This window comes from Streptomyces sp. NBC_01314 (assembly GCF_041435215.1).
In the GTDB taxonomy this organism is placed as follows: domain Bacteria; phylum Actinomycetota; class Actinomycetes; order Streptomycetales; family Streptomycetaceae; genus Streptomyces.
In genome coordinates, this window is sequence record NZ_CP108394.1 from 1,438,136 (window position 1) to 1,464,109 (window position 25,974).

The 25,974-nt window shown below is 72.4% G+C and carries 26 protein-coding genes; 17 read left to right on the plus strand and 9 right to left on the minus strand.

Going from position 1 to position 25,974, the window contains the following annotated elements; translation table 11 throughout:
* The first annotated feature begins 88 nt into the window (after nucleotides 1-88).
* From OG622_RS06395 to OG622_RS06410, 4 genes are all read left to right on the plus strand, one after another.
* A complete protein-coding gene (locus tag OG622_RS06395; protein WP_371574024.1) occupies nucleotides 89-2,836 on the plus strand; it encodes an AAA family ATPase in 2,748 nt (915 codons plus the stop codon).
* Between the two features lie 149 nt (nucleotides 2,837-2,985).
* Nucleotides 2,986-3,810 carry an alpha/beta fold hydrolase gene (locus OG622_RS06400; RefSeq protein WP_371574025.1) on the plus strand — a complete coding sequence of 275 codons (825 nt, stop codon included), beginning with the start codon at nucleotides 2,986-2,988 and terminating at the stop codon, nucleotides 3,808-3,810.
* 99 nt (nucleotides 3,811-3,909) lie between these two features.
* A complete protein-coding gene (locus OG622_RS06405) occupies nucleotides 3,910-4,707 on the plus strand; it encodes an alpha/beta hydrolase (protein ID WP_371574026.1) in 798 nt (265 codons plus the stop codon).
* Nucleotides 4,708-4,769: 62 nt separating this feature from the next.
* Entirely contained in the window at nucleotides 4,770-5,561 is a 792-nt protein-coding gene (locus OG622_RS06410; RefSeq protein WP_371574027.1) for an MBL fold metallo-hydrolase, read from the plus strand.
* Here the strand turns inward: OG622_RS06410 and OG622_RS06415 are convergent.
* A complete protein-coding gene (locus tag OG622_RS06415) occupies nucleotides 5,551-6,141 on the minus strand; it encodes a flavoprotein (RefSeq protein WP_371574028.1) in 591 nt (196 codons plus the stop codon). The genes OG622_RS06410 and OG622_RS06415 overlap by 11 nt on opposite strands.
* Before the next feature lie 35 nt (nucleotides 6,142-6,176).
* Nucleotides 6,177-7,193 (minus strand): response regulator transcription factor, encoded by a 1,017-nt coding sequence (locus OG622_RS06420; protein ID WP_371574029.1) that lies wholly within the window; start codon nucleotides 7,191-7,193, stop codon nucleotides 6,177-6,179.
* 285 nt (nucleotides 7,194-7,478) lie between these two features.
* On the opposite strand from OG622_RS06420, the gene OG622_RS06425 reads away from it, so the two are divergent.
* Genes OG622_RS06425 through OG622_RS06440 form a run of 4 tightly spaced genes read left to right on the plus strand, consistent with a single transcriptional unit; the run spans nucleotide 7,479 to nucleotide 13,130 of the window.
* Nucleotides 7,479-8,516, plus strand: a complete 1,038-nt coding sequence (locus OG622_RS06425) for a sugar ABC transporter substrate-binding protein (protein WP_371574030.1) — start codon at nucleotides 7,479-7,481, stop codon at nucleotides 8,514-8,516.
* 9 nt (nucleotides 8,517-8,525) lie between these two features.
* Nucleotides 8,526-10,385: an ATP-binding cassette domain-containing protein gene (locus OG622_RS06430; protein ID WP_371574031.1), complete on the plus strand. Its 1,860-nt coding sequence runs from the start codon at nucleotides 8,526-8,528 to the stop codon at nucleotides 10,383-10,385.
* Nucleotides 10,382-11,374, plus strand: a complete 993-nt coding sequence (locus OG622_RS06435; protein WP_371574032.1) for an ABC transporter permease — start codon at nucleotides 10,382-10,384, stop codon at nucleotides 11,372-11,374. The genes OG622_RS06430 and OG622_RS06435 overlap by 4 nt, the downstream gene beginning before the upstream one ends.
* Nucleotides 11,375-11,432: 58 nt before the next feature.
* Nucleotides 11,433-13,130: an amidohydrolase gene (locus tag OG622_RS06440; RefSeq protein ID WP_371574033.1), complete on the plus strand. Its 1,698-nt coding sequence runs from the start codon at nucleotides 11,433-11,435 to the stop codon at nucleotides 13,128-13,130.
* A gap of 73 nt (nucleotides 13,131-13,203) precedes the next feature.
* Here the strand turns inward: OG622_RS06440 and OG622_RS06445 are convergent, their stop codons facing one another.
* Nucleotides 13,204-14,145 carry an LLM class flavin-dependent oxidoreductase gene (locus OG622_RS06445; RefSeq protein WP_371574034.1) on the minus strand — a complete coding sequence of 314 codons (942 nt, stop codon included), beginning with the start codon at nucleotides 14,143-14,145 and terminating at the stop codon, nucleotides 13,204-13,206.
* Nucleotides 14,146-14,277: 132 nt separating this feature from the next.
* Here OG622_RS06445 and OG622_RS06450 point away from each other — a divergent pair, with 132 nt between their 5' ends.
* The 3 genes from OG622_RS06450 to OG622_RS06460 all read left to right on the plus strand — a co-directional run bounded on the left by OG622_RS06450 (nucleotide 14,278) and on the right by OG622_RS06460 (nucleotide 16,339).
* Nucleotides 14,278-14,850, plus strand: coding sequence for a MarR family winged helix-turn-helix transcriptional regulator (locus tag OG622_RS06450; protein WP_371574035.1), 573 nt, complete (start codon nucleotides 14,278-14,280; stop codon nucleotides 14,848-14,850).
* A 284-nt stretch (nucleotides 14,851-15,134) separates the two neighbouring features.
* Complete coding sequence (locus tag OG622_RS06455; RefSeq protein ID WP_371574036.1) at nucleotides 15,135-15,773, plus strand: LysE family transporter; 639 nt, start codon at nucleotides 15,135-15,137, stop codon at nucleotides 15,771-15,773.
* A 119-nt stretch (nucleotides 15,774-15,892) separates the two neighbouring features.
* On the plus strand, nucleotides 15,893-16,339 hold the full coding sequence (locus OG622_RS06460; protein ID WP_371574037.1) for a nitroreductase family deazaflavin-dependent oxidoreductase: 447 nt from the start codon (nucleotides 15,893-15,895) through the stop codon (nucleotides 16,337-16,339).
* A 125-nt stretch (nucleotides 16,340-16,464) separates the two neighbouring features.
* Here the strand turns inward: OG622_RS06460 and OG622_RS06465 are convergent, their stop codons facing one another.
* Nucleotides 16,465-17,505: a cation diffusion facilitator family transporter gene (locus OG622_RS06465; RefSeq protein WP_371574038.1), complete on the minus strand. Its 1,041-nt coding sequence runs from the start codon at nucleotides 17,503-17,505 to the stop codon at nucleotides 16,465-16,467.
* A gap of 105 nt (nucleotides 17,506-17,610) precedes the next feature.
* Here OG622_RS06465 and OG622_RS06470 point away from each other — a divergent pair, with 105 nt between their 5' ends.
* Together OG622_RS06470 and OG622_RS06475 are read left to right on the plus strand one after the other, a co-directional pair.
* Nucleotides 17,611-18,627, plus strand: coding sequence for a glutathione S-transferase family protein (locus OG622_RS06470; protein ID WP_371574039.1), 1,017 nt, complete (start codon nucleotides 17,611-17,613; stop codon nucleotides 18,625-18,627).
* A 49-nt stretch (nucleotides 18,628-18,676) separates the two neighbouring features.
* Nucleotides 18,677-18,973 carry a DUF4235 domain-containing protein gene (locus tag OG622_RS06475; protein WP_371574040.1) on the plus strand — a complete coding sequence of 99 codons (297 nt, stop codon included), beginning with the start codon at nucleotides 18,677-18,679 and terminating at the stop codon, nucleotides 18,971-18,973.
* Between the two features lie 58 nt (nucleotides 18,974-19,031).
* Here the strand turns inward: OG622_RS06475 and OG622_RS06480 are convergent, their stop codons facing one another.
* The gene (locus OG622_RS06480; protein ID WP_371574041.1) at nucleotides 19,032-19,424 is read right to left on the minus strand and encodes a VOC family protein; all 393 of its coding nucleotides are present in this window, start codon (nucleotides 19,422-19,424) and stop codon (nucleotides 19,032-19,034) included.
* A 73-nt stretch (nucleotides 19,425-19,497) separates the two neighbouring features.
* On the minus strand, nucleotides 19,498-19,974 hold the full coding sequence (locus tag OG622_RS06485; RefSeq protein WP_371574042.1) for an N-acetyltransferase family protein: 477 nt from the start codon (nucleotides 19,972-19,974) through the stop codon (nucleotides 19,498-19,500).
* 145 nt (nucleotides 19,975-20,119) lie between these two features.
* Between OG622_RS06485 and OG622_RS06490 the strand changes: the two genes are divergently transcribed.
* Together OG622_RS06490 and OG622_RS06495 are read left to right on the plus strand one after the other, a co-directional pair.
* Nucleotides 20,120-20,482, plus strand: a complete 363-nt coding sequence (locus OG622_RS06490; RefSeq protein WP_371574043.1) for a DUF1304 domain-containing protein — start codon at nucleotides 20,120-20,122, stop codon at nucleotides 20,480-20,482.
* The gene (locus OG622_RS06495) at nucleotides 20,479-21,051 is read left to right on the plus strand and encodes a TetR/AcrR family transcriptional regulator (protein WP_371574044.1); all 573 of its coding nucleotides are present in this window, start codon (nucleotides 20,479-20,481) and stop codon (nucleotides 21,049-21,051) included. Before OG622_RS06490 ends, OG622_RS06495 begins: the two co-directional genes overlap by 4 nt.
* Nucleotides 21,052-21,184: 133 nt before the next feature.
* On the opposite strand, the gene OG622_RS06500 is transcribed toward OG622_RS06495, so the two are convergent.
* Both OG622_RS06500 and OG622_RS06505 read right to left on the minus strand, forming a co-directional pair.
* A complete protein-coding gene (locus OG622_RS06500; protein WP_371574045.1) occupies nucleotides 21,185-22,294 on the minus strand; it encodes an NAD(P)-dependent alcohol dehydrogenase in 1,110 nt (369 codons plus the stop codon).
* Nucleotides 22,295-22,365: 71 nt separating this feature from the next.
* The gene (locus OG622_RS06505; RefSeq protein WP_371574046.1) at nucleotides 22,366-23,823 is read right to left on the minus strand and encodes an aldehyde dehydrogenase; all 1,458 of its coding nucleotides are present in this window, start codon (nucleotides 23,821-23,823) and stop codon (nucleotides 22,366-22,368) included.
* 117 nt (nucleotides 23,824-23,940) lie between these two features.
* Between OG622_RS06505 and OG622_RS06510 the strand changes: the two genes are divergently transcribed.
* Together OG622_RS06510 and OG622_RS06515 are read left to right on the plus strand one after the other, a co-directional pair.
* Entirely contained in the window at nucleotides 23,941-24,369 is a 429-nt protein-coding gene (locus tag OG622_RS06510; protein WP_371574047.1) for a MarR family winged helix-turn-helix transcriptional regulator, read from the plus strand.
* A gap of 159 nt (nucleotides 24,370-24,528) precedes the next feature.
* Complete coding sequence (locus OG622_RS06515; RefSeq protein WP_371574048.1) at nucleotides 24,529-24,924, plus strand: anti-sigma factor antagonist; 396 nt, start codon at nucleotides 24,529-24,531, stop codon at nucleotides 24,922-24,924.
* A 24-nt stretch (nucleotides 24,925-24,948) separates the two neighbouring features.
* Here the strand turns inward: OG622_RS06515 and OG622_RS06520 are convergent, their stop codons facing one another.
* Complete coding sequence (locus OG622_RS06520; RefSeq protein ID WP_371574049.1) at nucleotides 24,949-25,902, minus strand: ribose-phosphate diphosphokinase; 954 nt, start codon at nucleotides 25,900-25,902, stop codon at nucleotides 24,949-24,951.
* Nucleotides 25,903-25,974 lie beyond the last annotated feature (72 nt).

Sequence of the window (25,974 nt, forward strand, 5' to 3'; positions counted from 1 at the left end):
GCGGCGGGTCCGCGCGCTGCTTGAATGAGGCGGCTCCACCAAAACCTCATACGGCCTTCACGGAAGGCCCCCGTTGAAGGGCGTCGGCGTGGTTCTCAAGGGGCGGGTCAGGGAACGTGAGCGGCTCGACCGGCTGGTGGCGGAGGTTCGGCAGGGGCTGAGCGGGGTCGTGCTGCTGCGGGGCGACGCCGGGATCGGCAAGACGGTGCTGCTCGATCACGCGGGCCGGGAGGCCGCCGACCTGCGGGTGTTACGGGTGGCGGGCGTGGAGTCGGAGTCGGGCTTCCCGTTCGCCGCGTTGCAGCGGCTCCTCCTGCCGTTCCTGGACGGGCTGAAGGAGCCCGGTGTGCTGCCGCCGTCACAGGCCGAGGCGCTCCGGGTGGCGTGCGGGCTGGCCGACGGGCCGCCCGCCGACCGGTTCTTGGTGGGACTCGCGACGCTGACGATGCTCGCGGAGGCCGCGAAACGGCGGCCGGTGCTGGCCTGTGTGGACGACGCGCAGTGGCTCGACGAGGAGTCGCTGGGCGTCCTCGCCTTCGTGGGGCGGCGGGTGCACGCGGAGGGGGTCGGGCTGCTGTTCGCGGCCCGGACCGGGTTCGAGGCGCCCGCGGGCCTGCCGGTCACCGAAGTGGCCGGCCTTGAGGAGCCGTTCGCGCTTGAGCTGCTGCGGGAGGCCGTCGCCGGGCCTCTGGACGCCCGGGTGGGCGGGCGGATCGTGACCGCGACCGCCGGGAACCCGCTGGCGCTGGCCGACCTGGGGCAGGAGCTGACCGCCGACCAGCTCTCCGGCTCCCTCGCCCTGCCCGAACCGCTGCCCCTGGGCGGCCGGTTGGAGGCGCACTATCTCCGGCGGGTGCGCGAGCTTCCGGTGGCGGCACAGACCTGGCTGCTGCTGGCGGCCGCCGCGCTCGGCGGCGACCTCGGGTACGTCACGAGTGCGGCGCGGCGGCTCGGGATCGGGCCCCAGGACTCGGGTCCGGCCGAGGCGGCGCGGCTGGTGGTGCTGCGCACCGCCGTCGAGTTCCGGCATCCGCTGGTGCGGTCGGCGGTGTACGGCGGTGCCACCAGCGTGGAGCGGCGGCGGGCCCACCGGGCGCTGGCCGAGGTGACGGACCGGCCGACCGACCGCGACCGGCGGGCCTGGCATCTGGCGGCGGCCGCCCTCGGGCCGGACGAGGCGGTGGCCGCCGAGGTGGAGCGTTCGGCCGACCGGGCGGGCTCGCGGGGCGGCCACGCGGCTCGCGCCACCTTTCTCAGCCGGGCCGCCGAGCTGACCCCGGGCGATGTCGCGCGGGCCGGCCGGCTGCTGGCGGCGGCCGAGGCCGCGATGTCGGCGGGGGCGCCGCTGCAGGCGGAGTCGCTGCTGGACGCCGTCGACGTCGGTCTCCTGGGCGACGTGGGCCGGGGCCGGGCCCTGCTGGTGCGCTCCCACTCGGTGACGCTGCTCGGCGACGCCGGCTCGTTCGCGGCGGCGCCCGCACTGTGTCTGCGCGCCGCGCGGACCCTCACCGACGGGGCTCCGGAGCTGGCCCGGGAGGCGTTGCTGTGGGCGGTCCAGGGCGCGATCACCTCCGAGCACCTCATGCGGGACGCGACCGTCGCCGACATCGCGCGCGCCGTGGACGACCTGCTGCCCCGCACGGCGCCCGCGACCGGCGTCGACCTGGTGCTGCGTGCCTTCGCCGTCCTCGTCACCGACGGCTACGAGCAGGCCGTGCCCCATATGCGGCAGGCCCACGAGATGCTGCGGGACCCTCGGACCTCGGAAGAGGACGTGCTCCGCGCCTATCTGCCCACCACCACCCTGACGATGATGCTGTGGGACGAGGAGGCCCAGCGCGCGGTCATGCTGCGGGCCGCCGATGTCGCCCGCGGCACCGGCGCCCTGCCACAGCTGGACACCGCCCTGTACTGCTCGGTGATGCATGAGACCAACCTCGGCGAACTGGCCCTCGCGGACGACCTGCACGCCCAGGGCCACCAGATACGGGCCGCGATCGGTGCCACCGACGACACGTGGGCCATCTACCGGCACCCCGAACTGCTCGCCTGGCATGCGGACACCGACGAGCTGGAGGCCGTCCTGCGCGGCTCCATGGAAGCCGGTACGTGGCTGGGCAACGGCGCGGTGGAGTCCATCGCCCGCATCGGCATGGCGGTGCACGCCCTCGGCTCCGGCGACTACGCGCGAGCCCGCGCGATCACCCAGGAGCTGACCGGCCACGACACCTTCGCCCATCACTCCCGGCTCCTCCCGCACCTGGTCGAGGCCGCCGTCCGCTGCGGCGACCGCGTCCTCGCCACGGCGGCCCTGCGCACCCTCGCCGCGCGGGCGACGGCCACCGGCACCCCGTGGGCGCTCGGCCTGCTCGCCCGCTGCCGGGCGCTGCTCGCGCCCGCGGGCGACGCCGACCCGCTGTACCGCGAGGCGATCTCCCTGCTCTCCGGCAGCGGCGCGCGGGCCGACCTCGCCGTCGCCCATCTGCTGTACGGCGAGTGGCTGCGCCGCCGCAAGCGCCGCAAGGACGCCCGTGAGCAGTTGCGTACGGCCCTGGCGATGTTCGACACCATGCGGGCCAGGGGCTACGCGGCGCGCGCCGCACAGGAGTTGGCGGCGACCGGGGAGCATCCGCGGCGCGGGCCGGCGGGGGCGGGCAGCGCGCTGACGCCGCAGGAACTGACCATCGCGCGGCTCGCCAAGGACGGCGCGACCAACGCCGAGATCGCCGCCCGGCTGTTCATCAGCGCGAGCACGGTCGACTACCACCTGCGGAAGATCTTCCGGAAGCTCGACGTCACCTCGCGGCGGCAGCTGTCGCGGGTCCCGGAGCTCTGAGGCCGCGGTGGCGGGGTGGAGGGCCTCGGCCCAGCGTCGGGCCCCGGGGCACGACCACGCGTCACGACTACGCGTTCCACAGGATTCGGCGCGGCCCCGGCCCGCCGGAGGATGCACGGGTCGGACACGCCCGCAGACGGGAGCACGCCATGCCGTACGTCACCGCAGCCGACGGAGCACAGATCTACTACAAGGACTGGGGTCAGGGCCGCCCGGTCGTCCTGAGCCACGGCTGGCCACTGAACTCCGACAGCTGGGAGGCCCAGCAGCTGTTCCTGGCCACGCACGGTTTCCGTGCCGTCGCGCACGACCGGCGCGGTCACGGCCGGTCCACCCAGACCTGGCACGGCAACGAGATGAACACCTACGCCGACGATCTGGCCACCCTGATCGACACCCTCGACCTGCGGGACGTCACGCTCGTCGGGTTCTCCACCGGCGGTGGCGAGGTGGCCCGCTACATCGGCCGGCACGGCACCGGGCGCATCGCGCAGCTGGTGCTGGTCTCCGCCGTGCCGCCGTTCATGCTCAGGACCGACGACAACCCCGGCGGCGTGCCCGTCGAGGTGTTCGACGCGATCCGCGCCGGGTCGCTCGCCGACCGGTCGCAGCTGTACCGGGACCTCGCCGACGGCCCGTTCTTCGGCGACAACCGGCCCGGGGCCCATGTGTCGCAGGGAGTGCGGGACGCGTTCTGGCTCCAGGGCCTGCAGGCCGGGCACCGGAACGCGTACGAAAGCGTCGCCGCCTTCTCCGCCACCGACTTCCGCACCGATCTCGACGCCGTCGACGTGCCCGCCCTCGTCATCCACGGCGACGACGACCAGGTCGTGCCGTTCGAGGTGGGTGGCAAGGCGTCGGCGGCCCGCATCAAGAACGCGACGCTGAAGGTCTACCCGGGCGCCCCGCACGGCATCACGGACACACACAGGGACCAACTCGGCGCGGATCTTCTGGAGTTCCTCAACTCCTGAGCGCACAGGCCCTGATCGTCCCGTTCCCCTCGTTCATCCCGTTCTCCTCGTTCGTCCCGTTCTCCTGTTCACCTCGTTCCAGTTCCTGGAAGGAAAACGATGAGCAGTCCCGACACGATCGTCCTGATCCACGGATTCTGGGTGACTCCCCGGAGCTGGGAGCACTGGATCGCCCACTACGAGAAGCGCGGCTACCGGGTCCTCGCACCGGCCTACCCGGGCTTCGAGGTGGAGGTCGAGTCGCTGAACGCCGACACCACCCCGATCGAGAAGGTGACGGTCGCCCAGATCGTGGACACCCTGGTGACCCTCGTCCAGGGCCTCGACAGGCCGCCGATCCTCATCGGCCACTCCGCGGGCGGTGTCTTCGTACAGCTCCTTCTGGACCGGGGCCTCGGCGCGGCCGGCGTGGCGATCAACTCGGCGCCCACCGAGGGCGTCGCCGTGCTGCCGCTGACGCAGATCAAGTCGGCGTTCCCGGTGCTGAAGAACCCCGCCAACCGGCACCGCGCGGTCGGTCTCACCTTCGAGCAGTGGCACTACGCCTTCACCAACACCTTCCCGGAGGAGGAGTCGAAGGCGCTGTACGAGCGGTACGCCGTCCCGGCGTCCGGCAGCATCTTCTGGGACAGCGCCCTGGCCACCCTGCGCCCCGGCCACCAGAGCACCTATGTGAACTACCACAACGACGACCGGGCGCCCCTGCTGTTCGTCTCGGGCGAGAAGGACCATCTGATGCCGCCCAAGGTGCAGCAGTCCAACGCCAAGCACTACAAGTCGCACACGGTCACCGAGGTCAAGAAGTACCCCGGGATGCCGCATCTGCTGCCCGCCGCGCCCGGCTGGGAGGCGATCGCGGACCAGGCCCTCGACTGGGCGGTCTCGCACGCGCGGTAGTCCTCGCCACACCCGGGGCGGCTATTCGGCCGCCCCGGGACCGTTCCGGAAGGGACCTCCGTATGACCGGCGTCCGCGTCACGCACATCGGCGGCCCGACCACCCTGATCGAGATCGGCGGGCTGCGTCTGCTCACCGACCCGACGTTCGACACGCCGGGCCGCCGCTACGCCTTCGGCTGGGGCACGTCGTCCCGCAAGACCGCCGGACCCGCGCTGTCCGCCGCCGAACTGCCCCCGTTGGACGCGGTGCTGCTCACCCACGACCACCACGGCGACAACCTCGACGACGCCGGCCGCGCCCTGCTCCCCGGCACGCAGACCGTGCTCACCACCCCGTCCGGGGCCCGACGGCTGGGCGGCAACGCACGCGGACTCGGCCCCTGGGACACCTGGAAGCTCTCCTCCTCCGACGGCACGACCGTCGAAGTGACCGCCACCCCCGCCCGGCACGGCCCGCCCCTGTCCCGCCCGGTCGTCGGCGAGGTCACCGGCTTCGCCCTCGGCTGGCCGGGCCAGCGGCACGGGGTGCTGTGGATCTCCGGCGACACGGTCCTCTTCGAGGGCGTACGGGAGGTGGGCCGCCGCCTGACCGTGGGCACCGCCCTGCTCCATCTCGGTGGCGTCGGCTTCCCGGTCACCGGCCCGCTCCGCTACTCGATGACCGCCGCCGAGGCCGTGAGCGTCTGCCGGCTGCTCCGTCCCCGTACCGTCGTGCCGGTGCACTACGAAGGGTGGAGTCACTTCCGCGAAGCCCGCGCGGCGGCCGAGCGGACGCTCTCCGAGGCTCCGGCCGAGGTGCGCGACGTCTTCCGCTGGCTGCCGATGGGGACGGCGACGGAGCTCAGCGTCTGACGGCCGTGCCCTCGTCGTCGCCCGCCTCCAGCAGGTCCAGTGCCCGTTCCCAGTGGAACTCCCCGCGCCCGCCGTCCTCCTCGGCCCCGCCGGCGTAGGGGTCGCCGAAGCGGACACCCATGCCGCGCAGCCGCTCCAGGCTCGCGCGGTACGCCGGATGTGCGGCCAGCGCGTCGGCCACGCAGGGCAGGACGGCGATGGGGACGCCGAGGCCGTACGCCTCGCACAGGGTGCCGACCGCGAGGGTGTCGGCCAGGCCCCCGGCCCACTTGTTGACGGTGTTGAAGGTGGCGGGCGCGACCACGACGGCGTCCGGCGGTGGGAAGGGGCGCGGGTCGCCGGGCCGCCGCCAGGCGGAACGGATCGGGCGGCCGGTCTGCGCCTCGACCGCCGCCGTGTCGAAGAAGCCGCCCATGGCGACGGGCGTCGCGATGACCCCGACCTCCCAGTCGCGCTCCTGCGCGGCGGTGATCAGCTTGCTGACCTCCACGGCGATCCCGGCCGCGCAGACGACGACGTAGAGGAAGGGTTTCCCGCCCTGCCCGGACCCGGCTCCGGTCGCGTCTCCAGTCGCAGTCACCGTCGAACCCTATAGAACCGGGCTCGGCCCCCGGGTCACCTTTCGACGAAGCGTTCGACGTCGTCGGCGGTCGGCCGGAGCAGTCCGTCGCGTACGGCGAGGGCGGTGGCCTCGGCGCGAGAGGCGGCGCCGGTCTTGCGCAGCAGATGCTCGACGTGGGTGTGCACGGTGCGCGGGGACAGGAACAGCGCCTGGGCGATGGCCTGGTTCGTCTGACCGGTGGCCGCCCGGGTGAGCACCTCCAGCTCGCGGGGGCTGAGCCCGTACGGCAGCGGGGCGGGCGTCTCGTGGACGAGGACCGCCCGGCGTACGACGGCCGAGCCGAGGGTGTGGCGGCGGAGGGTGACCCGGTACCAGTCGGACCCGACGGGCCAGAGCAGGCGCAGCCGGGTGCCGTGCGAGTCGGCGAAGGCGCGCAGGAGGCGGCGGAACTCGGTGTCCTGGAGGACTGCGGCGGGGTCCCGGCCGGGGAGTTCGAGGGTGTCGTCGGCGACGACCAGGCTCGCTCCGCCCTCCGCCGGGAGGTCGGGGAGGTCGCCCGCGTGCGCGGTGGGGTCGGCGAGGACGCCCAGGGCGGGCAGCAGGGAGGCCAGCAGATGGCGGGTCCCGGTGTCGTAGGCGTCGGGGGTCGCGGTGGAGAGGGTGATCAGGCCGACCAGGCGGCCGCGGTGGCGCAGGGCGCCCGTCACCGCGTCGCGGACGCCCGCCGGGCGCATGCGCTCGGCGTAGAACCAGCCGTCGCGGTAGCGCTCGCCCGGGTCCTCGACGTCCTCGCAGATGGAGGGCGGGATCTCGCTGCGCAGGACGTTGGCGTACCAGGGGGTCGCGACGAACTCGGCGGCCAGGGCGGCGGAGACGTCGGCGTCGTAGCCGACGCCCGCGACCTGGGCGTAGGTGCCGGTGATCGGGTCGATCTCCAGGAGGGTGGCGGCGTCGAGGGGCAGGGCGCGGCCTAGTTCGTGGAGGGCCTCGGCGCAGGCGGAGGCGGTGTCGCGTTCGCGGGTGAGCATGCCGATACGGGTGGCGGCGGCGATCTGGTGGTGGGTGAGCATGCGAGCCTCCCGGGGCCGCCCCGAGACCGGAGAGGTCTTTTGGGCCCTAACGATAGAGGGGTGCGGATCGGTGGACAAGGCATTCACCGATCCGTGACCCGGAAGCCCGCCGCCGCTCCCCCGCCGTACGCGTTCGTGTCCCCCCGCCGTACGCACTCCCAGGTCCCACCGCCGTACGCACTCGGTATTTGTACGGATGGTGGGCCGGGGCGCGGGGGTCTTTTCTGTTCGGCACAGCATGATGCCCGCCGCTGACGGGCCCCGTCCCCCTTGGAGATCACCGCCATGACCAGACGCCCCCTTTCCGTCACCCCGGCCTCACGCAGGCAGTTCCTCGCGTGGTCCGCCGGCGCGCTCACCGCGACCGGACTGGCCGCGACGGGCTGCAGCGCCCCGGAGAGCAGCTCCGGTTCGGCGAAAGCGGCGGGCGCGTCTCCCTCCGCGAAGAAGCTCACGCAGATCGGCCTCGACTACCCCTTCACCCAGATCCCGCTCTACAGCACCCTGGTGAAGCTCTCGACGGCCGCCGCGAAGAAGCACGACGTCGAGCTGCTGACGACGAGCGACGCGAGCAACCCCGACACCCAGGCCAGCAACCTCAACACCTGGGTCGCGCGGAAGACGCAGGCGATCGTGTCGTTCCCGATGGTCTTCGAGGCCACCGAGTCGATCGCCAAGGCTGCGCTCGACGCGGGCCTGATCTGGGTGACGTACGGCGGGACGCTGGAGAACCAGAGCGCCGACATCCGGTTCAGCTTCCGCGAGAGCGGCACGCTGCTCGGCGAGTCGGCCGCGAAGTGGGCCGACGAAGAGCTGAACGGGAAGGGGAAGATCGCGTTCCTGGTCGACAACACGATCGAGCTGGGCCGGGAGCGTACGAAGGGCATGATCGACGCGTTCACGAAGCTCGCGCCCGGTGTAGACGTGGTGGCGCAGGAGCAGGCCATCGACCCCGACACGGGTCTGTCGAAGTCCAACGCCCTCCTCGCCAAGCACCCCGACCTGAACATCATCCTCGGCATCACGGACGCGGCGGCGTACGGCGGGTTCAAGGCGTTGCAGCAGGCCGGGCGGAAGAACGGCGACAGGAAGACGTTCGTCGGCGGCCAGGACGGCTCGGCCCCCTCCCTCCTCGCCATCAAGCAGGGCACCTTCTACCGCGCCTCCTCCGCCCTCGCACCGCTGGACATCTCCAACGCCATCGTCGACGTACCGCTCGCGGTCGCCGCCGGAAAGGCGAAGCCGAGCGTCGAGGTGCCGGTCAAGCTGATCCAGCGCGGCGACACGGCGGAGATCGACGCGCTGCTCGCCCAGAACGGGTAGGGCCGCGCGATGGCCGACATGAGCGACACCGCCGCGACAGCCAATCCGCCGAATCTGCGGATCACCTCCCTGAGCAAGTCCTTCGGTGGTGTGCGGGCGCTGGACGAGGTGGACCTCACCGTGCCCGCGGGGCAGGTCCATGCCCTGCTCGGGCACAACGGCGCCGGCAAGTCCACGCTGATCAAGTGTCTCGGCGGCGCGTTCCCGCCGGACGCCGGGACGATCGAGGTGGGCGGCGTCCCGTACGCCCGGCTCAGTCCGCGTGAGTCGATCGCGGCCGGGGTGGCGATCATCTTCCAGACGCTCAGCGTCGTGGGCTCCCTGACCGTGGCCGAGAACATCTTCCTCGGCCAGGAGTGGACCCGGTACGGCCGCATCGACCGCCGGGCCCAGGAGAAGGTGGCCGCCGAACTCCTCGACCGGGTCGCCGCGAGCTGCTCGCCCCGCGACCGGGTGGGTGAACTGCCCATGGGCCAGAAGCAGTTGGTCGAAATCGCCAAGGCCCTCAGCCGCAGCGCGTCCGTCCTGGTCCTGGACGAGCCCACGGCCGCCCTCTCCGGCACCGAGAGCGAGGCCCTCGCCACCCGCGTGGAGGACCTGCGCACCCAGGGCCTCGCCATCGTCTACGTCACCCACCTCCTGGCGGAGGTCGAACGCCTGGCGGACGCGGTGACCGTGCTCCGCGACGGCCGGGTCGCCCATCACACGGCCACGGGGGGCCACCACCGCCGGGACCTGGTGGAGGCGATCACGGGCAGCCGGGGAGCCGGGTCGGCGGTACCCGCCGGGAACGGGCCGAGTGCGGCCGGTGGCTCGGCAAGCGGGACCGCGGACGCCACCGCCCCCGAGGCCGCGGTCGGCCCGGACCGCGGCGACGCCCCGCACGGCGAACCGAGCCCCGCCGGGCCCCGCGGCCGCGAGGGCCACTTCTCGGCGGAGGCGGACGACCGCCCCCTCCGCTCCGGCGGCCCGTCGCCGAGCGCGGGCGGGTCGGCGACGCGCCGGACCGCCACGCCCGGTGGTGAAGCTCCGGCCCTCTCCTCCCCCGGTACTCCCTCCCCCGCCCGCCTCACCGTCCGTGGCCTGCGCGGCCCCGGCTTCGGTCCCGTCGACCTGACCGTCGGCGAAGGCGAGATCGTGGGTTTGTACGGGCTCATGGGGTCCGGCCGTACGCGGGTGCTGGAGACCCTGTTCGGCAGGCGGCGGGCTCTGGAGGGGGCGGTGCGCGTCGGGGGGCGGGCCGTCGCGCCGGTCCGCCCCGCCGACGCGCTGGCCGCCGGGATCGCGCTCGTGCCGGCCGACCGGCGGGCACAGGGGCTGTTCGCGGGGCTGAGCGCGCAGGACAACGTGCTGCTGCCGAGCGTGCGGACGCTGGCCCGGCACGGGGTGCGGGCGCTCGGGGCCGAGCGGCGGGTGTTCGGCTCGCTCGCCGAGGCGGTCGGGCTGCGGCCCGCACGGCCGGGGCTGCCGGCCTCGGCGTTCTCCGGCGGCAACCAGCAGAAGCTGCTGCTGGGCCGGTGGATCAACGAGGCCCGGTCCGTCGACGTCCTGCTCCTCGACGAGCCGACCCAGGGCGTCGACGTCGGCGCCCGTCAGGAGATCTACGACGTCGTGTCCTCGCTCGCCGGACAGCGCGGCACGGCCGTGCTGTTCGCCTCCAGCGACCCGGAGGAGGCGGCGACCCTGGCCCACCGCTGTCTGGTCGTCGACCGGGGCCGTATCGTCGCCGAACTCTGCGGCGCGGACCTCACCGAGGAGTCCCTGCTGGCCGCCGTCCACGACGCGGGGCCGGCCGCACGACAGCCGCACCACGCGTCGGACGGCGATCCGACCGCATCGCCCACCCTCCCCCACGAAGGAGCAGCATGACCACCGTGACCGCCGCCGAGCGCGTCGTCCCCGGCCCGCGCGCGCTGGCCGCGCACGGGCTCACGACGGTGCGGCGCAATCCTCTGCTCGTCGTCCTCACCCTGCTGGTGCTGGTGTTCCAGCTGTCCACCGGCAGCTTCCTCGACCCCGGCAACCTGCGCGGGATCGCCACCGACGCGGCCGCCCTCGCGATCGTCGCCGTCCCCCTGGCCCTGCTGGTCATCAGCGGCTACCTCGATCTGTCGGTCGGCTCGACCCTGGCGCTCGGCGCGCTGACGGCGGGCTGGCTCGCGGGTGAGCAGGCCCAGTCGCCCGTGGTCGCCGTCGTCGGGGCGCTGGCGGTCGGCGCGGCGGTCGGTGCCGTGAACGGGCTGCTCTGCTGCTATCTGGGGCTGTCTCCGTTCATCGTGACACTGGGCATGCTGGCGGCCGTGCGCGGACTGGCACAGCAGCTCTTCCCGCTGCCGCTGAGCGGCTTCGGCGACGGCTTCGCGTGGCTGGGCGGGGCGCGGATCGCCGGGATCGCGGCGCCCGTGGTCGTCGCGGCCGCCGTCCTCGTCGCCGGGGCGCTGTTCCTGGCGTACACGCCGACCGGACGGCATGTGTTCGCGATCGGCGTCAACCGGGAGGCCGCCTACCTCTCCGGCGTCGATGTCCGCCGTACGCCGTTCGCGCTGTTCGTGGTCACGGGTACGGCCGCCGCGCTGGCCGGGGCGATCAAGGCGTCCGTGCTGGACAGCGTGGTCGCGGGCACCTCGGGCACGGGATTCGAGCTGACCGTGCTCACGGCGGTGCTGCTGGGCGGGGTCGCGCTGAGCGGCGGATCCGGTTCGGTTCTCGGGGTGCTGCTCGGCGTGCTGTTCCTGGGTTGCCTGCAGAACGGGCTGACGCTGATGAGCGTGCCGACGTTCTGGCAGCAGATGGCCCAGGGCGTGGCCCTGGTGGCGGGCGCCGCGCTCGCCTACTTCGGCCCACGAGCGACCCGGTGACCGGCGCCCCACGGCCTTGTTGTCCTCCACCGCACCAAGACACCCCAGAGAGGTCCTCGTGAGCGACACTTCCCCCACCCTCGTCCTGACCGGCGGTCAGGTCATCACCGTCGACGCCGGTTTCACGGTCGCCGAGGGGGTGGCCGTGCGCGGTCGGGAGATCGTCGCGGTCGGCACGGACGCCGAGATGCGTGCCCTGGCCGGGCCGGCGACGAGGATCGTCGAGCTGGCCGGGCGGACCGTGCTGCCGGGCATCAACGACTCGCATCTGCACGGCGCCGCGTACGGGCTGTCGAGGCCGCCGTTCTCCCTCTGCGTAGGCCATCCGGCGGTCGGCTCGATCGCCGACATCGCCGAGGTCGTGGGGGCGGCGGCGCGGGCCGCGGCGCCCGGCGAGTGGATCGTCGGCCTGGGCTGGGACCCCGGCTACCTCGCCGAGTGCCTCGCCGATCCGGGGCGCCTCCCGCACCGGGGTGACCTGGACGCGGTGGCACCCGACCACCCCGTCTGTCTGACCGACTTCTCGCAGCACATGGTGTGGGCGAACAGCGCGGCACTGCGCCGGTGCGGGATCGACGCCGGCACGGAGGCGCCCGACGGCGGGGTCGTCGACCGGGACGCCGACGGCCGGCCCACCGGAATCCTGCGCGAGGCCGCCGGCGTCCTGCTGCAGGCCGCGCTGCCCTCCCCCACCGTCGCCCGGCGCCGCCGGGCCATCCGGCAGGTCGTCGCCGAACTCCACTCCCGCGGCATCACCAGCTACACCGAGCCGGGGCTCGGCCCCGGCGGCTCCGAGACCCTGTTCGGCGGGCTGAGCACCGACAACTGGACCGCGTACGCCGACCTGGCCGCGACCGGCGGTCTGCACGCCCGGGTCAGCGTCCTCCTCCTGCCCGCGCCGATGGGCGGCTCCGCCGACGGCGTCCGCAAGGGCCTCGCCGAACTCCACCGCCCCGAGTCCGCCGACCCCCGGCTGCTCAACGCCATCGGCGTGAAGATCTTCGCCGACGGGGTGCCCCCGAACCGTACGGCCTGGATGAACGAGCCCTATCTCGACGGCGGCCACGGCTCCCTCTGTGTGCACGGGCGTACGCCCGAACTCCAGGTGGACGAGCTGTTCGAGATGATCCGCGTCGCCCATGAGGCCGGATACCAGCTGGGCGTCCATGTCACCGGCGACCGGGCCATCGATCTCGTGGTGGACGCGTTCGTGGCGGCACAGCGGGCCGTGCCACGCCCCGACGCCCGGCACTACGTCATCCACGGCGACTTCATCGGTGCGGACAGCATCGCCCGGCTGGCCGAGCACGGCTACGGCGTGAACATGAACCCCGCCATCAAGTGGACGATCTCCGACCTGATGGCGGAGGTCGTGGGCGCGCAGCGGTCGGCGTACCAGTGGCCCGCGCGCTCGGCCTTCGACGCGGGCGTCGCGGTGTGCGCCAGTTCGGACGCGCCGATCACCGAGCCCGACTGGCGGCAGGGCGTCGCCGGGATGCTGCTGCGCGAGTCGAAGGCCAGCGGCCGGGTCAGCGGTCCCGAGCAGCGCGTGGAACTCGCCGAGGCGCTGCGGGCGTACACGATCAATCCCGCGCGGCAGGACTTCGCCGAGGAGTGGAAGGGGTCCGTGGATGTGGGCAAGGTGGCCGATCTGTGCGTCCTGGACCGGCCGCTGCTGGACCTCGACCCGCGTGACATCACGGGTGTCGAGGTGGACATGACGGTGTTCGACGGCGAGGTCGTCTTCGAGCGCTGAGCCGATGTGCGAGAGGTGGCCGGCGCCGCGAGTGCGGCGCCGGCCTCGCCGTGCCCGTCGGCGCCGTCACCCGTCAGCCCGTCAGCGCCGTCACCCGCCGCATGACCTCCTCGCAGAAGGCGCCCACTCCGTCGGGGTCGTCGATGAACTGGTTCGGCTTGACGCAGAAGGTCGTGAAGCCCTGCTCCAGCTGTTCCGGTATCGAGGCGAGGGCCGCGCCGAGGTCCGCCGGGGCGTGGTCGTCGGGGAAGACCGCCTGGGTGCCGCCGATCATCTCCAGGTCGGCGGCGTCGCGTCCGGCCGCGGCCATCGCCTCGTCGAGCGCCTTCAGGTCGTCCGGGGTGGGCCGCCCGAGCGGGTGGAAGCCGTGGCCGTACCGGACCAGCCGGCGCAGTACGGGACCGTGCAGGCGCTGCCCGCCGAACCACAGCCTCGGGCCCTCGGGGCGGTACGCCTTGGGCTCGAAGTAGACGTCCCGGAACGGGTAGTGCTCGCTGTCGTGGGAGATCGGGGACGGCCCCCAGGCCTTCGCCCAGACGTCCAGGTGCTCGTCGAGCAGCCGGCCGCGCCTGCCGAAGGGCACACCGAGCGCGTCGTACTCGTCCTCGCTCCAGCTGACCGTGGGCTGCACCAGCAGCCGTCCCTCGCTGAGCAGGTCGAGGGTGCCGAGTTCCCTGGCCATGAGGAGGGGGTGGCGCAGCGGGGCGAGGACGGCCGCGGCGGCCAGGCGCAGGCGTTCGGTGACGGAGGCGATGGAGGCGAGGAGAAGCAGGGAGTTGGGCCAGGGGGTGTACGGGTCCTGGTTGCCGGGGAGGGCGTAGTCGCGGGGGTTTCCCATGATGCCGTCGGCGGCGGCGTCGGGGCCGAGCACGATGTGCTCGCTGACCATGACGGAGTCGAATCCGGCGTCCTCGGCCTCGCGCGCCCACCGTACGGCGGCGGGCAGGTCGGCCCGGCCGCCGGTGAGTGTCCAGTTCTCGCTGAGGACCAGCAGCATGCGGGGGGTGGTGCTCATGGTGGATTCCCTCTCCTCCGTACAATTTGATCCCGAATGACCGAACGACCGAATGTCCGCACGAACGAAGTGCCGGAACCGGAAGGGCCGCGTACGGCCGTCCGGTCCGGCCGTGAGACCGAAGGAGCGCCCGTGCCCGGCCAGCGATCCATCACCGAAGCCGAGAAGCTCGCCGCGGCGAAGCTGGGGGACTTCCCCATCCGCCGGGACCAGATGGCGGCGGTGGCGAACATCTACCGGGCCGCCTCGGCGGTGCGGCAGCACCTGGAGAACTCCGTACTGCGCGGCTCGGACCTGACCTGGACGGCCTTCGTGGTGCTGTGGGTCGTGTGGGTGTGGGGCGAGTCCGAGACCCGGCACGTGGCGGAGGAGGCGGGCATCTCCAAGGGCACGCTCACGGGGGTGGCCCGCACGCTGGAGTCGCGTGGGCTGGTGCGGCGGTCGGCCCATCCGACGGACGGACGGCTGGTGCTGCTGGCCCTCACCGACGAAGGCGAGGAGCTGATGCGGCGGGTGTTCCCGGCGTTCAACGAGGAGGAGGCCTTCGTCACCGGGCAGCTCAGCGACACGGAGTGCCGGAGCCTCGCGGAGGGGCTGCGCGGTGTCGTGCTCCAGGTCGAGGAGCACGGCGAGGAGCGCCGCCGCACCCTGCTGAACGGCGCCGAGCCCGCACCCCGTCGCAGCGGCCGGCGTCCGAAGGCCTGAGGTCCCGTCGGGCGGTGGCGCCCCTGTCCGCCCACGCCGCCACCTCCACTCATCTCGTTTGGGTTCAAACAAGATATGCGGGGGCGGAAACCGAGGTCAAGAGCTGCCGGTGAATCGACCACGCCACAGCCGGCGGTAATTCGTTTGCGGGGCCGGAGCGTCCGGCCCCAGGATCTGCCCATGCTCATCACCGACGCCTTCCTGCCGCTGACCCTCGCCACCGCCTCGCCGGTGCGGGGGCAGCAGCAGTCCGGCCGACCGTGGGGACCGACACCGCCCCGGTCATGACGGCCGCGCTCGTCGCGGGCCTCCTCGCCGGCTATGGCATCGCCATCCCCGTCGGAGCCGTCGCGACCTACCTCGTCTCCCTCACCGCCCGCACGTCCCTGCGGACCGGAGCCTGCGCCGCGCTCGGCGTCGCGACGGCCGACGGACTGTACGCCCTGCTCGCCACCCTCGGCGGTACGGCCCTCGCGGCCACCCTGCAACCGGTGCTGGTGCCCCTTCGCCGGGCCTCTGCCCTGGTGCTCCTCGCGCTGGCGGTACGCGGCGCGGTCACGGCCCTGCGTCAGTACCGCGCCCGGCGGCTCACCACCCGCCCGCGGCAGGATCCGGTGAGCCCGGCACGCGCCTACGCCGCCCTCCTGGGGGTTACCCTCCTCAACCCCACCACGGTCGTCTACTTCGCCGCGCTCGTGCTCGGCAGCCGCGCCACCGACGCCGTCGGCCCCCTCGAACAGACCGTGTTCGTGCTCGCCGCCTTCCTCGCCTCCGCGAGCTGGCAACTGCTGCTCGCGGGCGGTGGCGCGCTGCTCGGCCGCGCGCTGACCGGACACCGGGGGCGGCTGGTGACGGGACTCCTGTCGAGTGCCGTGATCGCGGTACTGGCGGTGCTCATGCTGGGGCCGTCACCCGGTGCGTGACACGGTCCGTGACGGCGGGCAGCGGGTCCCGTGCGCGCGTGGCGCGATGACGATGTTTCCTGGAGAGACAGGTGTTGAATGCAAAGGACATCTGTACGCGACAGCAAGGGACGGTTGCCATGCCACTTGAGGGCGAGTACGTGCCCAGCCCCACGCAGTGGGTGCGCGAGCAGGTCGAGCTGTACGAGAGCTCGGGCGGCACGCAGGGGACGACGTTGATGGACACGGGCCTGCCGGTCGTCGTGCTCACCACGCGCGGCGCGAAGAGCGGGAAGCTCCGCAAGATCCCGCTGATGCGGGTGGAGCACGACGGGCGGTACGCGGTCGTGGCCTCACAGGGCGGCGCGCCCAAGCACCCGGTCTGGTATTACAACCTCACGTCCGACCCGCACGTGGACCTCCAGGACGGGCCCGCCCTCCAGGAGCTGACCGCGCGCGAGGTCACCGGGGACGAGAAGGCCGAGTGGTGGGACCGGGCGGTCGAGGCGTACCCGCCGTACGCGGACTACCAGAAGCAGACCGACCGGGAGATCCCCGTCTTCGTACTGGAGCCGGCGAAGGCGTGACGCCGCGCCGGACGAGTCACCGGACGGCTCACCCGCGGTAGGAGCGGGTCGCGGGGGCCGGGGAGCGCGGCGAAAGAACTTTCGACGCGTCCCGCATGATCCCCCGCGCACCGGGCACCCGAGTCTCAGGCCCCGCCGCGTTCCCCCGTCGCGGCGGGGCTTTCCCCTGCCCGCTCCCCCGGCCCCGTCCTGTCCGTCACGTCGAGGAAGATCTGGTCGGCCTCGGGGACGACATGGGCGATGGAGCCCTTGATGCGGACGGCGACCTCCTCGACCTCCTCGCTGTCGAGACCGGGGACGATGTCGACGCGGGCCGCGACAAGGGTGGAGTCCAGGCCGAGTCGCATGGTGAGCAGGGCCTCGACACTGTCGATCTCGGGCTGCGCCTCCAGCAGGGAGCGGATCCTCCGGCTGGGTTCGGGGTCCGCGGCGACCCCGATGAGCTGTTCGCGGGCGTCCCGCCCGAGCCAGTAGGCGACGTACACGAGCAGCGCCCCGATCGCGAACGAGGCGGACGCCTCCCAGATCACCTGGCCGGTCACCATGTGCAGGGCCATCCCGGCGATCGCGAGGGTCACGCCGAGCACCGCCGTGCCGTCCTCGGCGACGACCGTCCGCAGCGCCGGGTCCCGGAGTCCGTCGACGCCGCCCTGCCCCCGCACCTGGTGCAGGGCACGCAGCAGTGAGGCACCTTCGGAGAGGAGGGCCACACCGAGGACGGCGATGCCGACGACATAGCCGTCGTAGGACTCCGCGCTCCCGGCCGTCAGGGCGTGCACCGCCTGGTAGAAGGAGAAGCAGCCGCCCATCACGAAGATGCCGACGGCGGCGAGCAGGGACCAGAAGAAGCGCTCCTTGCCATAGCCGAAGGGATGCCGGCTGTCGGCGGGGCGGCGGCTTCGGCGCAGCGCGGCGAGGAGGAAGACCTCGTTCAGGCTGTCGGCGACCGAGTGGGCGGCCTCCGAAAGGAGGGCCGGCGATCCGGCGACGAGTCCGCCGATGGTCTTGGCCGCGGCGATCACGAGGTTGGCGCCGAGGGCGACGAGAACGGTGATCCGGGTCCTGTGGTCCGCCTGTGCCTTGCTCTCCGCCCGGGTCCCCGGCCCCTGGAGAACCGCCCCTTCCCGGTCGTTCGTCGTCTCCGTGTCTGCTGGTGTCCGCGTCACCTTCGCCGACTGCCCCGACCGGTCGCGCTCACACCGTGGGTGTCGCGGAAATCGGGGAACTCCATCAGGGCATACGTATCCGGACGGACCGGGAGGTCGGACGGCATGAGTGTCGGCGAGGGGAACGAGGCGTACGGGAGGAAGGCGTTCAAGCGGTCCAGGAGCCACTTCGCGGACCGGATCACGGCCGACGGCCGGGACGGATGGCCCGTGGAGGCGGGCCGCTACCGGCTGGTGGTCAGCCGGGCCTGCCCCTGGGCGAGCCGAGCGGTGATCTCGCGGCGGCTGCTGGGCCTGGAGGACGCCCTGTCGATGGCCGTCGCCGACCCGGTCCAGGACGACCGAAGCTGGCGGTTCACGCTCGATCCGGACGGCCGCGACCCGGTGCTCGGCATCCGATTCCTGAAGGAGGCCTACGATGCCCGGGAGAGCGACTATCCGGGCGGGGTCAGCGTCCCGGCGATCGTGGACGTGCCGAGCGGTGAACTGGTCACCAACGACTACCAGCGGCTCACCCTCGACCTCGCCACCGAGTGGACGGCCCTGCACCGCGAGGGCGCGCCGGACCTGTATCCGGCGGCCCGGCGCGACGAGATCGACGCCGTCATGGCCGAGGTCTACGAGGACGTCAACAACGGGGTGTACCGGGCGGGTTTCGCCACCGGGCAGGAGGAGTACGAGGAGGCCTGTGCCGGGGTGTTCCGGCGGCTGGAGGCGCTGTCGGAGCGGCTGGCTCGGCAGCGCTACCTCGTCGGGGAGACGATCACGGAGGCGGACATCCGGCTGTTCACGACACTGGTGCGTTTCGATGCCGTCTACCACGGTCACTTCAAGTGCAACCGCCGGAAGCTGACGGAGGACAGGGTGCTGTGGGCGTACGCCCGTGATCTCTTCCAGACCCCCGGATTCGGCGACACCGTCGACTTCGACCACATCAAGCGGCACTACTACCTGGTGCACACGGGCATCAACCCGACCGCCGTGGTGCCGCTCGGGCCCGATCTGGCGGGCTGGCTCACGCCCCACGGCCGGGAGGATCTGGGCGGCAGCCCGTTCGGGGACGGGACACCACCGGGGCCGGTGCCCGCCGCCGAGGCCGTGGCCCCGCGGGGTCGTCCCTGACCCGCGTCATCGCCGCACGCGACATCGCTACACGTAGGAGGAGGACCACATGTCCAAGAAGAAGAAGCTTCCGCTCGCCTACCAGCCGCTCGGTTTCGCCCTCGGCTGGCTGGGTGGCGCGCTGGCCTCGGTGGCGTTCCGCAAGACCTGGAAGCTGATCCGGCACGAGGACGACGCGCCCGACGCGCTGGACCGGGACCGCGGCTGGGGCGAGGTGCTGATCGCGGCGGCCGTGCAGGGCGCGATCTTCGCGGTCGTGCGCAGCGCGGTGGACCGCACGGGCGCGAAGGTCATCGAGCGATCCACCGGGGTGTGGCCGGCCGCCGAGAAGGGAGGCCGGGACTGACGTTCGGGGCCTGTCCGGTGACCCGTCGGCCCGGGTCACCGGACAGGCCCTGGCCGCGCTAGCCCTGCTTCGGGGCCGTGGAGTGTTCGCGGCGCAGGGTGAAGGAGTGGCCGGCCGGGTCGGAGTATCCGCGTTCCTCGAACGGCCCGGCCGCCTCCTTCGTCTCCACCGGACGTCCGCCGAGGGACACGATCCGCCGCTCGGCCTCGTCCAGGTCGTCGACGTAGAAGTCCAGATGGGCCTGGAGGGAGTTCTCGGGGCGGGGCCAGCTCGGCGGGGTGGCGTTGACGTCCCGGCGGAACGCCAGCCGGGCGCCGCAGGCACCCTTGATCTCGACGCGGTTGGCCGTCGCGTCCGTCTCCTCCCCGTCGAGCAGCTCCCGGTAGAACATCGCGAGCTTCTCCGGCTCGGCGCAGTCCAGCACCACGAGGCCCGCCTGTACCAGTGCCATGTCTCCTCCGTACGGGATCCGGGCGCGGGGGACGGTTCCGCCGCCGCCCATACGCTCCCCGGGTACCCGCCGGCTACAGGTTCAGCCGCAGTGTGAGCGCCTGCGGCCGGAACGACTCCCGCTCGTAGAACCGGATGCCGTCCGCGTTGGCCGCCGAGGCGGTCACCTCCGCGTGCACCGCGCCCTGTTCCCGCGCCCACACCAGGAAGGTGTCGACCAGCCGGGCCCCGACCCGGGCGCGCCGGTGTTCGGGCCGGACGTACAGCGCCATCAGGGTGGCCGATCCGACGGGGCGCAGGGCGGAGGGACCGGACATCGATCCCGACAGATGGCCCACCACCTCCCCGTCGTGCAGCGCGGCCAGCAGCAGCCGGCCGGGGTCGTGGAGCGAGGCCGTGAAGGCCTCGGCGCCGTGGGTGCGCGGCCAGTCCACGTTCAGGCCGGGGTCCCGCTCCCCGCCGTCCTCGGCGAACAGCCAGGAGCTGGAGACGACGATCCCCGGTACGTCCTCGGCGCGGGCGCGCCGCACGATCACCTCTTGCTCACTCATGGACGGGAACCTAGCGGGAGGGTCCGACAACCCGCCGACGACGGTCACGGACACCCGGGGTGGCTTCTTGGACAATCGTCCAGCTATAGTGGACACCTGTCCAAGAAGTTCCGATGCGACGAATGAACGACGGAGACTGTTGACCATGGAGATCCTGGCGAACGTGCTGGTCGCGCTGGTGGCGGTGCTGCACGCGTACATCCTGGTGATGGAGATGTTCCTGTGGCAGAAGAAGCCGGGGATGTCGTTCCACGGGCTGGACGCGGAGATGGCGAAGCGGACGGCCTCGCTGGCCGCCAACCAGGGGCTCTACAACGGCTTCCTCGCCGCCGGCCTGGTGTGGGGCCTGATCGCCGGTGACCCGACCGGCTACCGCGCCCAGATCTTCTTCCTCGCCTGTGTGATCGTCGCCGGTGTGTACGGCGCCGCCACCGCCAACCGCCGCATCCTGTTCGCCCAGGCACTCCCCGGCGCGCTCGCCCTGGCCGCCGTCCTCGTCGCGGGATGACGCCGGAGGACCCCAGGGCCACGGAGGACCCCCGGGCCGCCCGCACCCGGGCCAGGCTGCGGGAAGCCCTCCTCGACGAGTGCGCCCGGCACCCGCTGCACGAGATCGGCGTGGCCGCGCTGGTCCGCCGGGCGGGCGTCGGCCGGGCCACGTTCTACGTGCACTATCCGGACCTGGAGGCGCTGGCCGTCGACGCCTGCGCCGATGTCGTACGGGAGGCCGTGGAGGCGCTGCACGCCTGGCGCGGCCGCCCCGACCCGGTGCGGGCGCCGCAGGCGCTGCCGGAGTTCTTCGCCGGCCTCGCCCCGCACGCGGCCCTGTACCGCGCCCTGCTGGCGCCCGGTGGCGGCGGGCCGCTCGGCCGCGTCCTCCACCGGGACCTGCGCGCCTACAGCCTCCGCGAACGCGAGCTCGCGGGGGCCGCGGACGCCCCGCTGGTGGCCTCCGCCGTGGCGGCCACCTTCGCGGGGGTCCTCGCCGACTGGCTGCACGGCCTCCTCGACGGCACGCCCGAGGAGATCGCCGACCAGGCGTGGCAGCTGCTGGTGGCGCTGCACCGCAGCCGGTGAGCGCACCCCCGAAGAGGCCCGGGACGTGCGACGGCCCTGTGGGTGACCCGGTGTTCGGGTCACCCACAGGGCCGGGGTCACGCGGGGAGGACGTGCCCCGGCGGGAGATGGCTCCTCGGGACGTCGGAATCCGTCAGAACGTCAGCACGGGCTTGATGCTCTTGCCGCCGCTCATGTCGGCGACCGCCTGGTCGATGTCCTCGAACTTGTAGCGGCTGATGAGCCGGTCGAGCGGGAGCTTGCCCTCCTTGACCAGCTGGACGAGGACCGGGATGGCGGTCTGGATCTCGTTGTCGCCGAGGGTGAGGCCGACGACGCGCTTGCCGCCCAGCATGCCGTTGACGTCGAGGGAGACCTCGGTGCCGAACGGCGGGGCGCCCACGATGACGAGGGTGCCGCGCGCGGCGAGGGCGTCGACGCCCTTGCGGAGCACGAAGACGCTGCCGGTGGTCTCGACGACACCGTCGGCGCCCCGGCCGCCGGTGATCTCCATGATCGCCTCGGTGAGGTCGGCGACCTCGCCGCCGTTCACCGTGTGCGTGGCGCCCAGTTCCCTGGCCAGCTCCAGCCGTTCGCCGACCTTGTCGACGGCGATGACCGTGGTCGCGGGGGTGAGGGCCGCGGCCATCACGGCGGAGAGGCCGACGGCTCCGGCGCCGAGGATGACGAGGGTGCTGCCCGCCCGGGGCTCCAGTACGTTCCAGACGGCGCCGACGCCGGTCTGGACGCCGCAGCCGAGCGGGGCGATGGTGTCCAGCGGTACGTCCGGGTCGACCTTGACGAGGCCGCGCTCGTCGACCAGGGCTCGCTCGGCGAAGGAGGACTGGCCGAAGAAGTGGCCGCCCAGGTCCTGGCCGTCGCGGCTGATGGTGCTGGTGCCGTCGGCGCGGCGCCCTCCGAGCAGGTTCAGCGGGAGCCAGGTGGCGCAGTACGCCGGGTGCCCGTCACGGCAGTTCTGACAGCCGCCGCAGGAGGTGAAGGACAGTACGACGTGGTCGCCGGGCACGACGGAGGTGACACCGGGGCCGACGGCCTCGACGACACCGGCGCCCTCGTGGCCCAGGACGCCGGGCAGCGGGAAGGGCAGCCCGCCACTGGCGACCCCCAGGTCCGTGTGGCACAGACCGGCGGCGACCATGCGGACGAGGACCTCGCCCTGTCCCGGCTGGTCGAGGACGACCTCGGAGAGGGTGAAGGGAGCGCCCCCGGACTCGACCACGGCGGCACGTGTGGTGGTGGACATTCTCATGACTCCTTGTCTGTCCGTGAGCCGCCGGAGCGGTCCGCGGCTCACTAGTGATCCCGGGGAGGCGCTCAGTCGAGCGAGACGACGACGGACTTGACCTTGGTGTAGGACTCCAGCGCCTCGGGGCCGTACTCGCGTCCGAAGCCGGAGGCCTTCACACCGCCGAAGGGCACGGCGGGGTCGAGCATCGGCCAGTCGTTGATCCAGACGATGCCCGCCTGGAGGCGGTCGGCGACGCGGTGGGCACGGGTGAGGTCGGTGGTCTGGATGCCGGAGGCCAGGCCGTACGGCGTGGAGTTGGCCAGCTCGACGGCCTCGTCCTCGGAGTCGAAGGGCTGCACGGTCAGGACCGGCCCGAACACCTCCTCCTGGACGACCCGGGAGTCGTTGGTGAGGTCGGCGATGACGGTGGGCTTGTAGTAGTAGCCGCCGTTCAGGTCGAGGCGCTCGCCGCCGCAGACGATGCGGCCGCCCTCCTTGCGGGCCAGCTCGACGTACTCCTCGACCTTCTTCAGGTGCCTCTCGCCCGCCATCGGGCCGATGACGGTCTCGGGCTGCCGGGGGTCGCCGATCGGCACGCCGGGCACGGCTTCGGCGAGGATGCCGACCACGGTGTCGTGGACCGAGCGGGCGACCAGCAGGCGGGGGCCGCCCATGCAGAACTGGCCGGTGTTGAAGACGAAGCCCTTGATGATGGCGCCGATGGCCTTCTCGATGTCGGCGTCCTCGAAGACGAGGTGCGCCGCGTTGCCGCCCAGCTCCATCGTGACCTGCTTCAGGCCCTCGCCGGCGACGCTCGCCGCGTGCCGACCGGTCGCGGTGGATCCGGTGAAGGCGATCTTGTCGACGCCGGGGTTGCGCAGCAGTGCCTCGCCCGCGACCGGGCCCGTGCCGGTGACCACGTTGTAGACGCCGTCCGGGACACCGGCCTCCTTGAGGAGCCCCGCCATGTAGAGGGCGCTGAGCGGGGTCTCCTCGGCCGGCTTGTGCACGACCGTGTTGCCGGCCGCGAGCGCGGGGGCGATCTTGGAACCGGCCAGGATCAGCGGGAAGTTGAACGGGGTGATCGCGCCGACCACACCGATCGGGCCGCGCTTGGTGTAGGCGAGGCGATTGTTCGGGACGTCGCGGGCGGAGCCGTCCAGGGACCAGGCGAGGGAGGCGTAGTACTCGTAGTCGATGGCCGCGTTCGTCACGTCGACCGCGTGGGCCAGAGTGATGGGCTTGCCGACGTCACGGCTCTCCACGGCGGCGATCTCGTCGGCGTTCTCCCGGATCAGCTGGGCGACGCGGTTCAGGATCCGGCCGCGCTCACGGCCGCTCAGCCCGGACCACGTGCCGCTGTCGAACGCTTCGCGCGCGGCGCGCACGGCGGCGTCGACGTCGGCGGCGCCCGCCTCCGCGACCGTCGTGACCACCTGTCCCGTGGACGGGTCGATCACGTCGGCGCGTGCCCCGTCGGCCGCCTCGAGCCACTGTCCACCGATGAACAGCCGCCCGGGTCCGCTCTCGAAGGTGGTCGTCATTGCCCACTCCTCAGCCTTGATTCAGCCTTGATCACTACGTCTTAAACAAACAGGAATCCTGTTGGTTCGCAGTTTCATTACACACAGGTTTCCTGTCAATGCCTTACGCTGACCGTCATGGTCGGCACCAAGACACCCCCCTCCCTCCTCTACATGGTCAAGCAGGTCGAGCTCGTTGTCCGCTCGCGCCTGGACGAGCTGGTCAAGCCGGCCGGGATCACGGCCCTGCAGTACACGTCCCTCACCGTCCTGGAGCGGCACGACGGACTTTCGGCCGCCCAGCTCGCCCGCGACTCGTTCGTCACGGCCCAGTCCACCGCGGATCTCGTACGCAGCCTCGAGAATCGCGGACTCGTGCGCCGGGAGCGCAATCCGCGCAACCGGCGCGAGCTGCTGATCCTGCTGACCGAGGAGGGGCGCGAGCTGCTTGCCCGCTATGCCGAGCCCATGCGTGACCTGGAAGAACGCATGATCGGCGACCTCACCGCGCACCAGGCCGACCAGTTCCGGCAGGCACTGTCGAAGGCGTGGCACTCCCTGTCGTAGAGGGCTCTGCGCAAAACTCCGGACAGATTGCCGGAGAATTCGAAGACATATGTCAATCGAACATGCTGAAATTCACCCTGACGAGGGTAACTTGCAGGGCAGGGACGGGTTTTGCCCACACGTCTGTCCTCACACAGTCCGGTTGGAGGCGATGCCGTCGTGTCGAGCGACCCCACTCCACCCGCGACCGGGTACCTGAGCGTCCGCACGGAGCGCGGCCGCACCGTGCTCGAACTGCACGGCGAGATCGACATCGCGGCGGCCGTGGAGATCATTCCGCATCTCGACGCGGCGACGAGCCGTACCGGCGCCCGGATCGTGATCGACCTCCGGCACGTCGAGTTCTTCGACTGCTCGGGCCTGCGGCTGCTCTACCGGGCCCGGCAGCGGGTGCTCGACCGCGACGGCGAGCTGCGCCTGGTCTGCACCCACCCGCTCACCCTGCGCGTCCTCAAGGTCACCGGCCTGGCCCGGCTGCTGCCGCCCGCCCCGTCACTGGACGCGGCCCTGGAGCAGCCCGAGGCCGCGTCCGGCACCGCGTCCGGCACCTTATGACCCCGCCCCGCGGCCCTGGTCGCCCTATTCGCGCGACGGCGCGTCGAACAGGGCGCTGACCGACTCGCCGTTGTGGATGCGCCGCACGGCCTCGGCGAGCGCGGGGGCGATGGAGAGGATTCTCAGCTTGTCGGTGCGCTCGTCCACGGGGACGGGCACGGTGTTGGTGCAGACGATCTCCAGGATGTCGGGCTGCGCGCTCAGCCGCTTCAGGGCACCCGCCGCGAACAGCCCGTGCGTGCACGCCACCCGGATCGAGCGCGGCCCCAACTCCCGCAGCCGTTCCAGGAGTTCCATGACCGTGCTGCCCTTGGCGATCTCGTCGTCGAGGACGATCACATCCCGCCCGGCGACCTCGCCGATCACCGAGTTGATGCTCACCCGGTCGTCCGCGAACCGCTGCTTGGCGCCTGCGGCGACCTGAGCGCCGATCATCCGCGCGAACGCCGCCGCCTCCTTGGCGTTGCCCAGGTCCGGCGACACGACCGTCGTACGCGTCAGGTCGTACTGCCGGAAGTGCGCGGCCAGTTCGCGCAGCGCGTGCAGATGATCGACGGGCACCGAGAAGAAGCCGTGCACCTGCGGTGAGTGCAGGGTCATGGCGAGGACCCGGCCGGCGCCCGCCGCCACCATCAGATCGGCGACCAGCCGTCCGCCGATGGAGATCCGCGGCGCGTCCTTCTTGTCGGAGCGGGCGTACGAGTAGTGCGGCATGACCACGGTGATCCGGCCCGCCGAGGCGCCGCGCGCCGCGTCGCACATGAGCAGCAGCTCGACGAGATGCTCCTGGACCGGCGCGACCAGCGGCTGGACCAGGAACACGTCCTTCTCCCGGCAGTTGGCCTGGAGCTGCACCTCCAGACAGTCGTTGGCGAAGCGGCTCACCCGGGACGGGCTCAGCGGCACCCCCAGGTGCGCGCACACCTCGTCCGCGAGCTCGGGGTGGGCACTGCCGGTGAAGACGGCGATGTCACGCACGGTCGGCTCCTCGCATGAACATGATCATTACGGGTTGCGGGCTCATGCTACTGGCCGCCCGGTGTACACCCG

Bases quoted from the DNA above. Each gene is read 5' to 3' on its own strand.
- OG622_RS06425 (WP_371574030.1), top strand. From the start codon at position 7,479: ATGACCAGACGCCCCCTTTCCGTCACCCCGGCCTCACGCAGGCAGTTC.
- OG622_RS06505 (WP_371574046.1), bottom strand. From the start codon at position 23,823: ATGACGACCACCTTCGAGAGCGGACCCGGGCGGCTGTTCATCGGTGGA.
- OG622_RS06400 (WP_371574025.1), top strand. From the start codon at position 2,986: ATGCCGTACGTCACCGCAGCCGACGGAGCACAGATCTACTACAAGGAC.
- OG622_RS06495 (WP_371574044.1), top strand. From the start codon at position 20,479: ATGACGCCGGAGGACCCCAGGGCCACGGAGGACCCCCGGGCCGCCCGC.
- OG622_RS06470 (WP_371574039.1), top strand. From the start codon at position 17,611: ATGAGTGTCGGCGAGGGGAACGAGGCGTACGGGAGGAAGGCGTTCAAG.
- OG622_RS06475 (WP_371574040.1), top strand. From the start codon at position 18,677: ATGTCCAAGAAGAAGAAGCTTCCGCTCGCCTACCAGCCGCTCGGTTTC.
- OG622_RS06460 (WP_371574037.1), top strand. From the start codon at position 15,893: ATGCCACTTGAGGGCGAGTACGTGCCCAGCCCCACGCAGTGGGTGCGC.
- OG622_RS06455 (WP_371574036.1), top strand. From the start codon at position 15,135: ATGACGGCCGCGCTCGTCGCGGGCCTCCTCGCCGGCTATGGCATCGCC.
- OG622_RS06410 (WP_371574027.1), top strand. From the start codon at position 4,770: ATGACCGGCGTCCGCGTCACGCACATCGGCGGCCCGACCACCCTGATC.
- OG622_RS06420 (WP_371574029.1), bottom strand. From the start codon at position 7,193: ATGCTCACCCACCACCAGATCGCCGCCGCCACCCGTATCGGCATGCTC.
- OG622_RS06445 (WP_371574034.1), bottom strand. From the start codon at position 14,145: ATGAGCACCACCCCCCGCATGCTGCTGGTCCTCAGCGAGAACTGGACA.
- OG622_RS06480 (WP_371574041.1), bottom strand. From the start codon at position 19,424: ATGGCACTGGTACAGGCGGGCCTCGTGGTGCTGGACTGCGCCGAGCCG.
- OG622_RS06510 (WP_371574047.1), top strand. From the start codon at position 23,941: ATGGTCGGCACCAAGACACCCCCCTCCCTCCTCTACATGGTCAAGCAG.
- OG622_RS06435 (WP_371574032.1), top strand. From the start codon at position 10,382: ATGACCACCGTGACCGCCGCCGAGCGCGTCGTCCCCGGCCCGCGCGCG.
- OG622_RS06405 (WP_371574026.1), top strand. From the start codon at position 3,910: ATGAGCAGTCCCGACACGATCGTCCTGATCCACGGATTCTGGGTGACT.
- OG622_RS06430 (WP_371574031.1), top strand. From the start codon at position 8,526: ATGGCCGACATGAGCGACACCGCCGCGACAGCCAATCCGCCGAATCTG.
- OG622_RS06485 (WP_371574042.1), bottom strand. From the start codon at position 19,974: ATGAGTGAGCAAGAGGTGATCGTGCGGCGCGCCCGCGCCGAGGACGTA.
- OG622_RS06500 (WP_371574045.1), bottom strand. From the start codon at position 22,294: ATGTCCACCACCACACGTGCCGCCGTGGTCGAGTCCGGGGGCGCTCCC.
- OG622_RS06490 (WP_371574043.1), top strand. From the start codon at position 20,120: ATGGAGATCCTGGCGAACGTGCTGGTCGCGCTGGTGGCGGTGCTGCAC.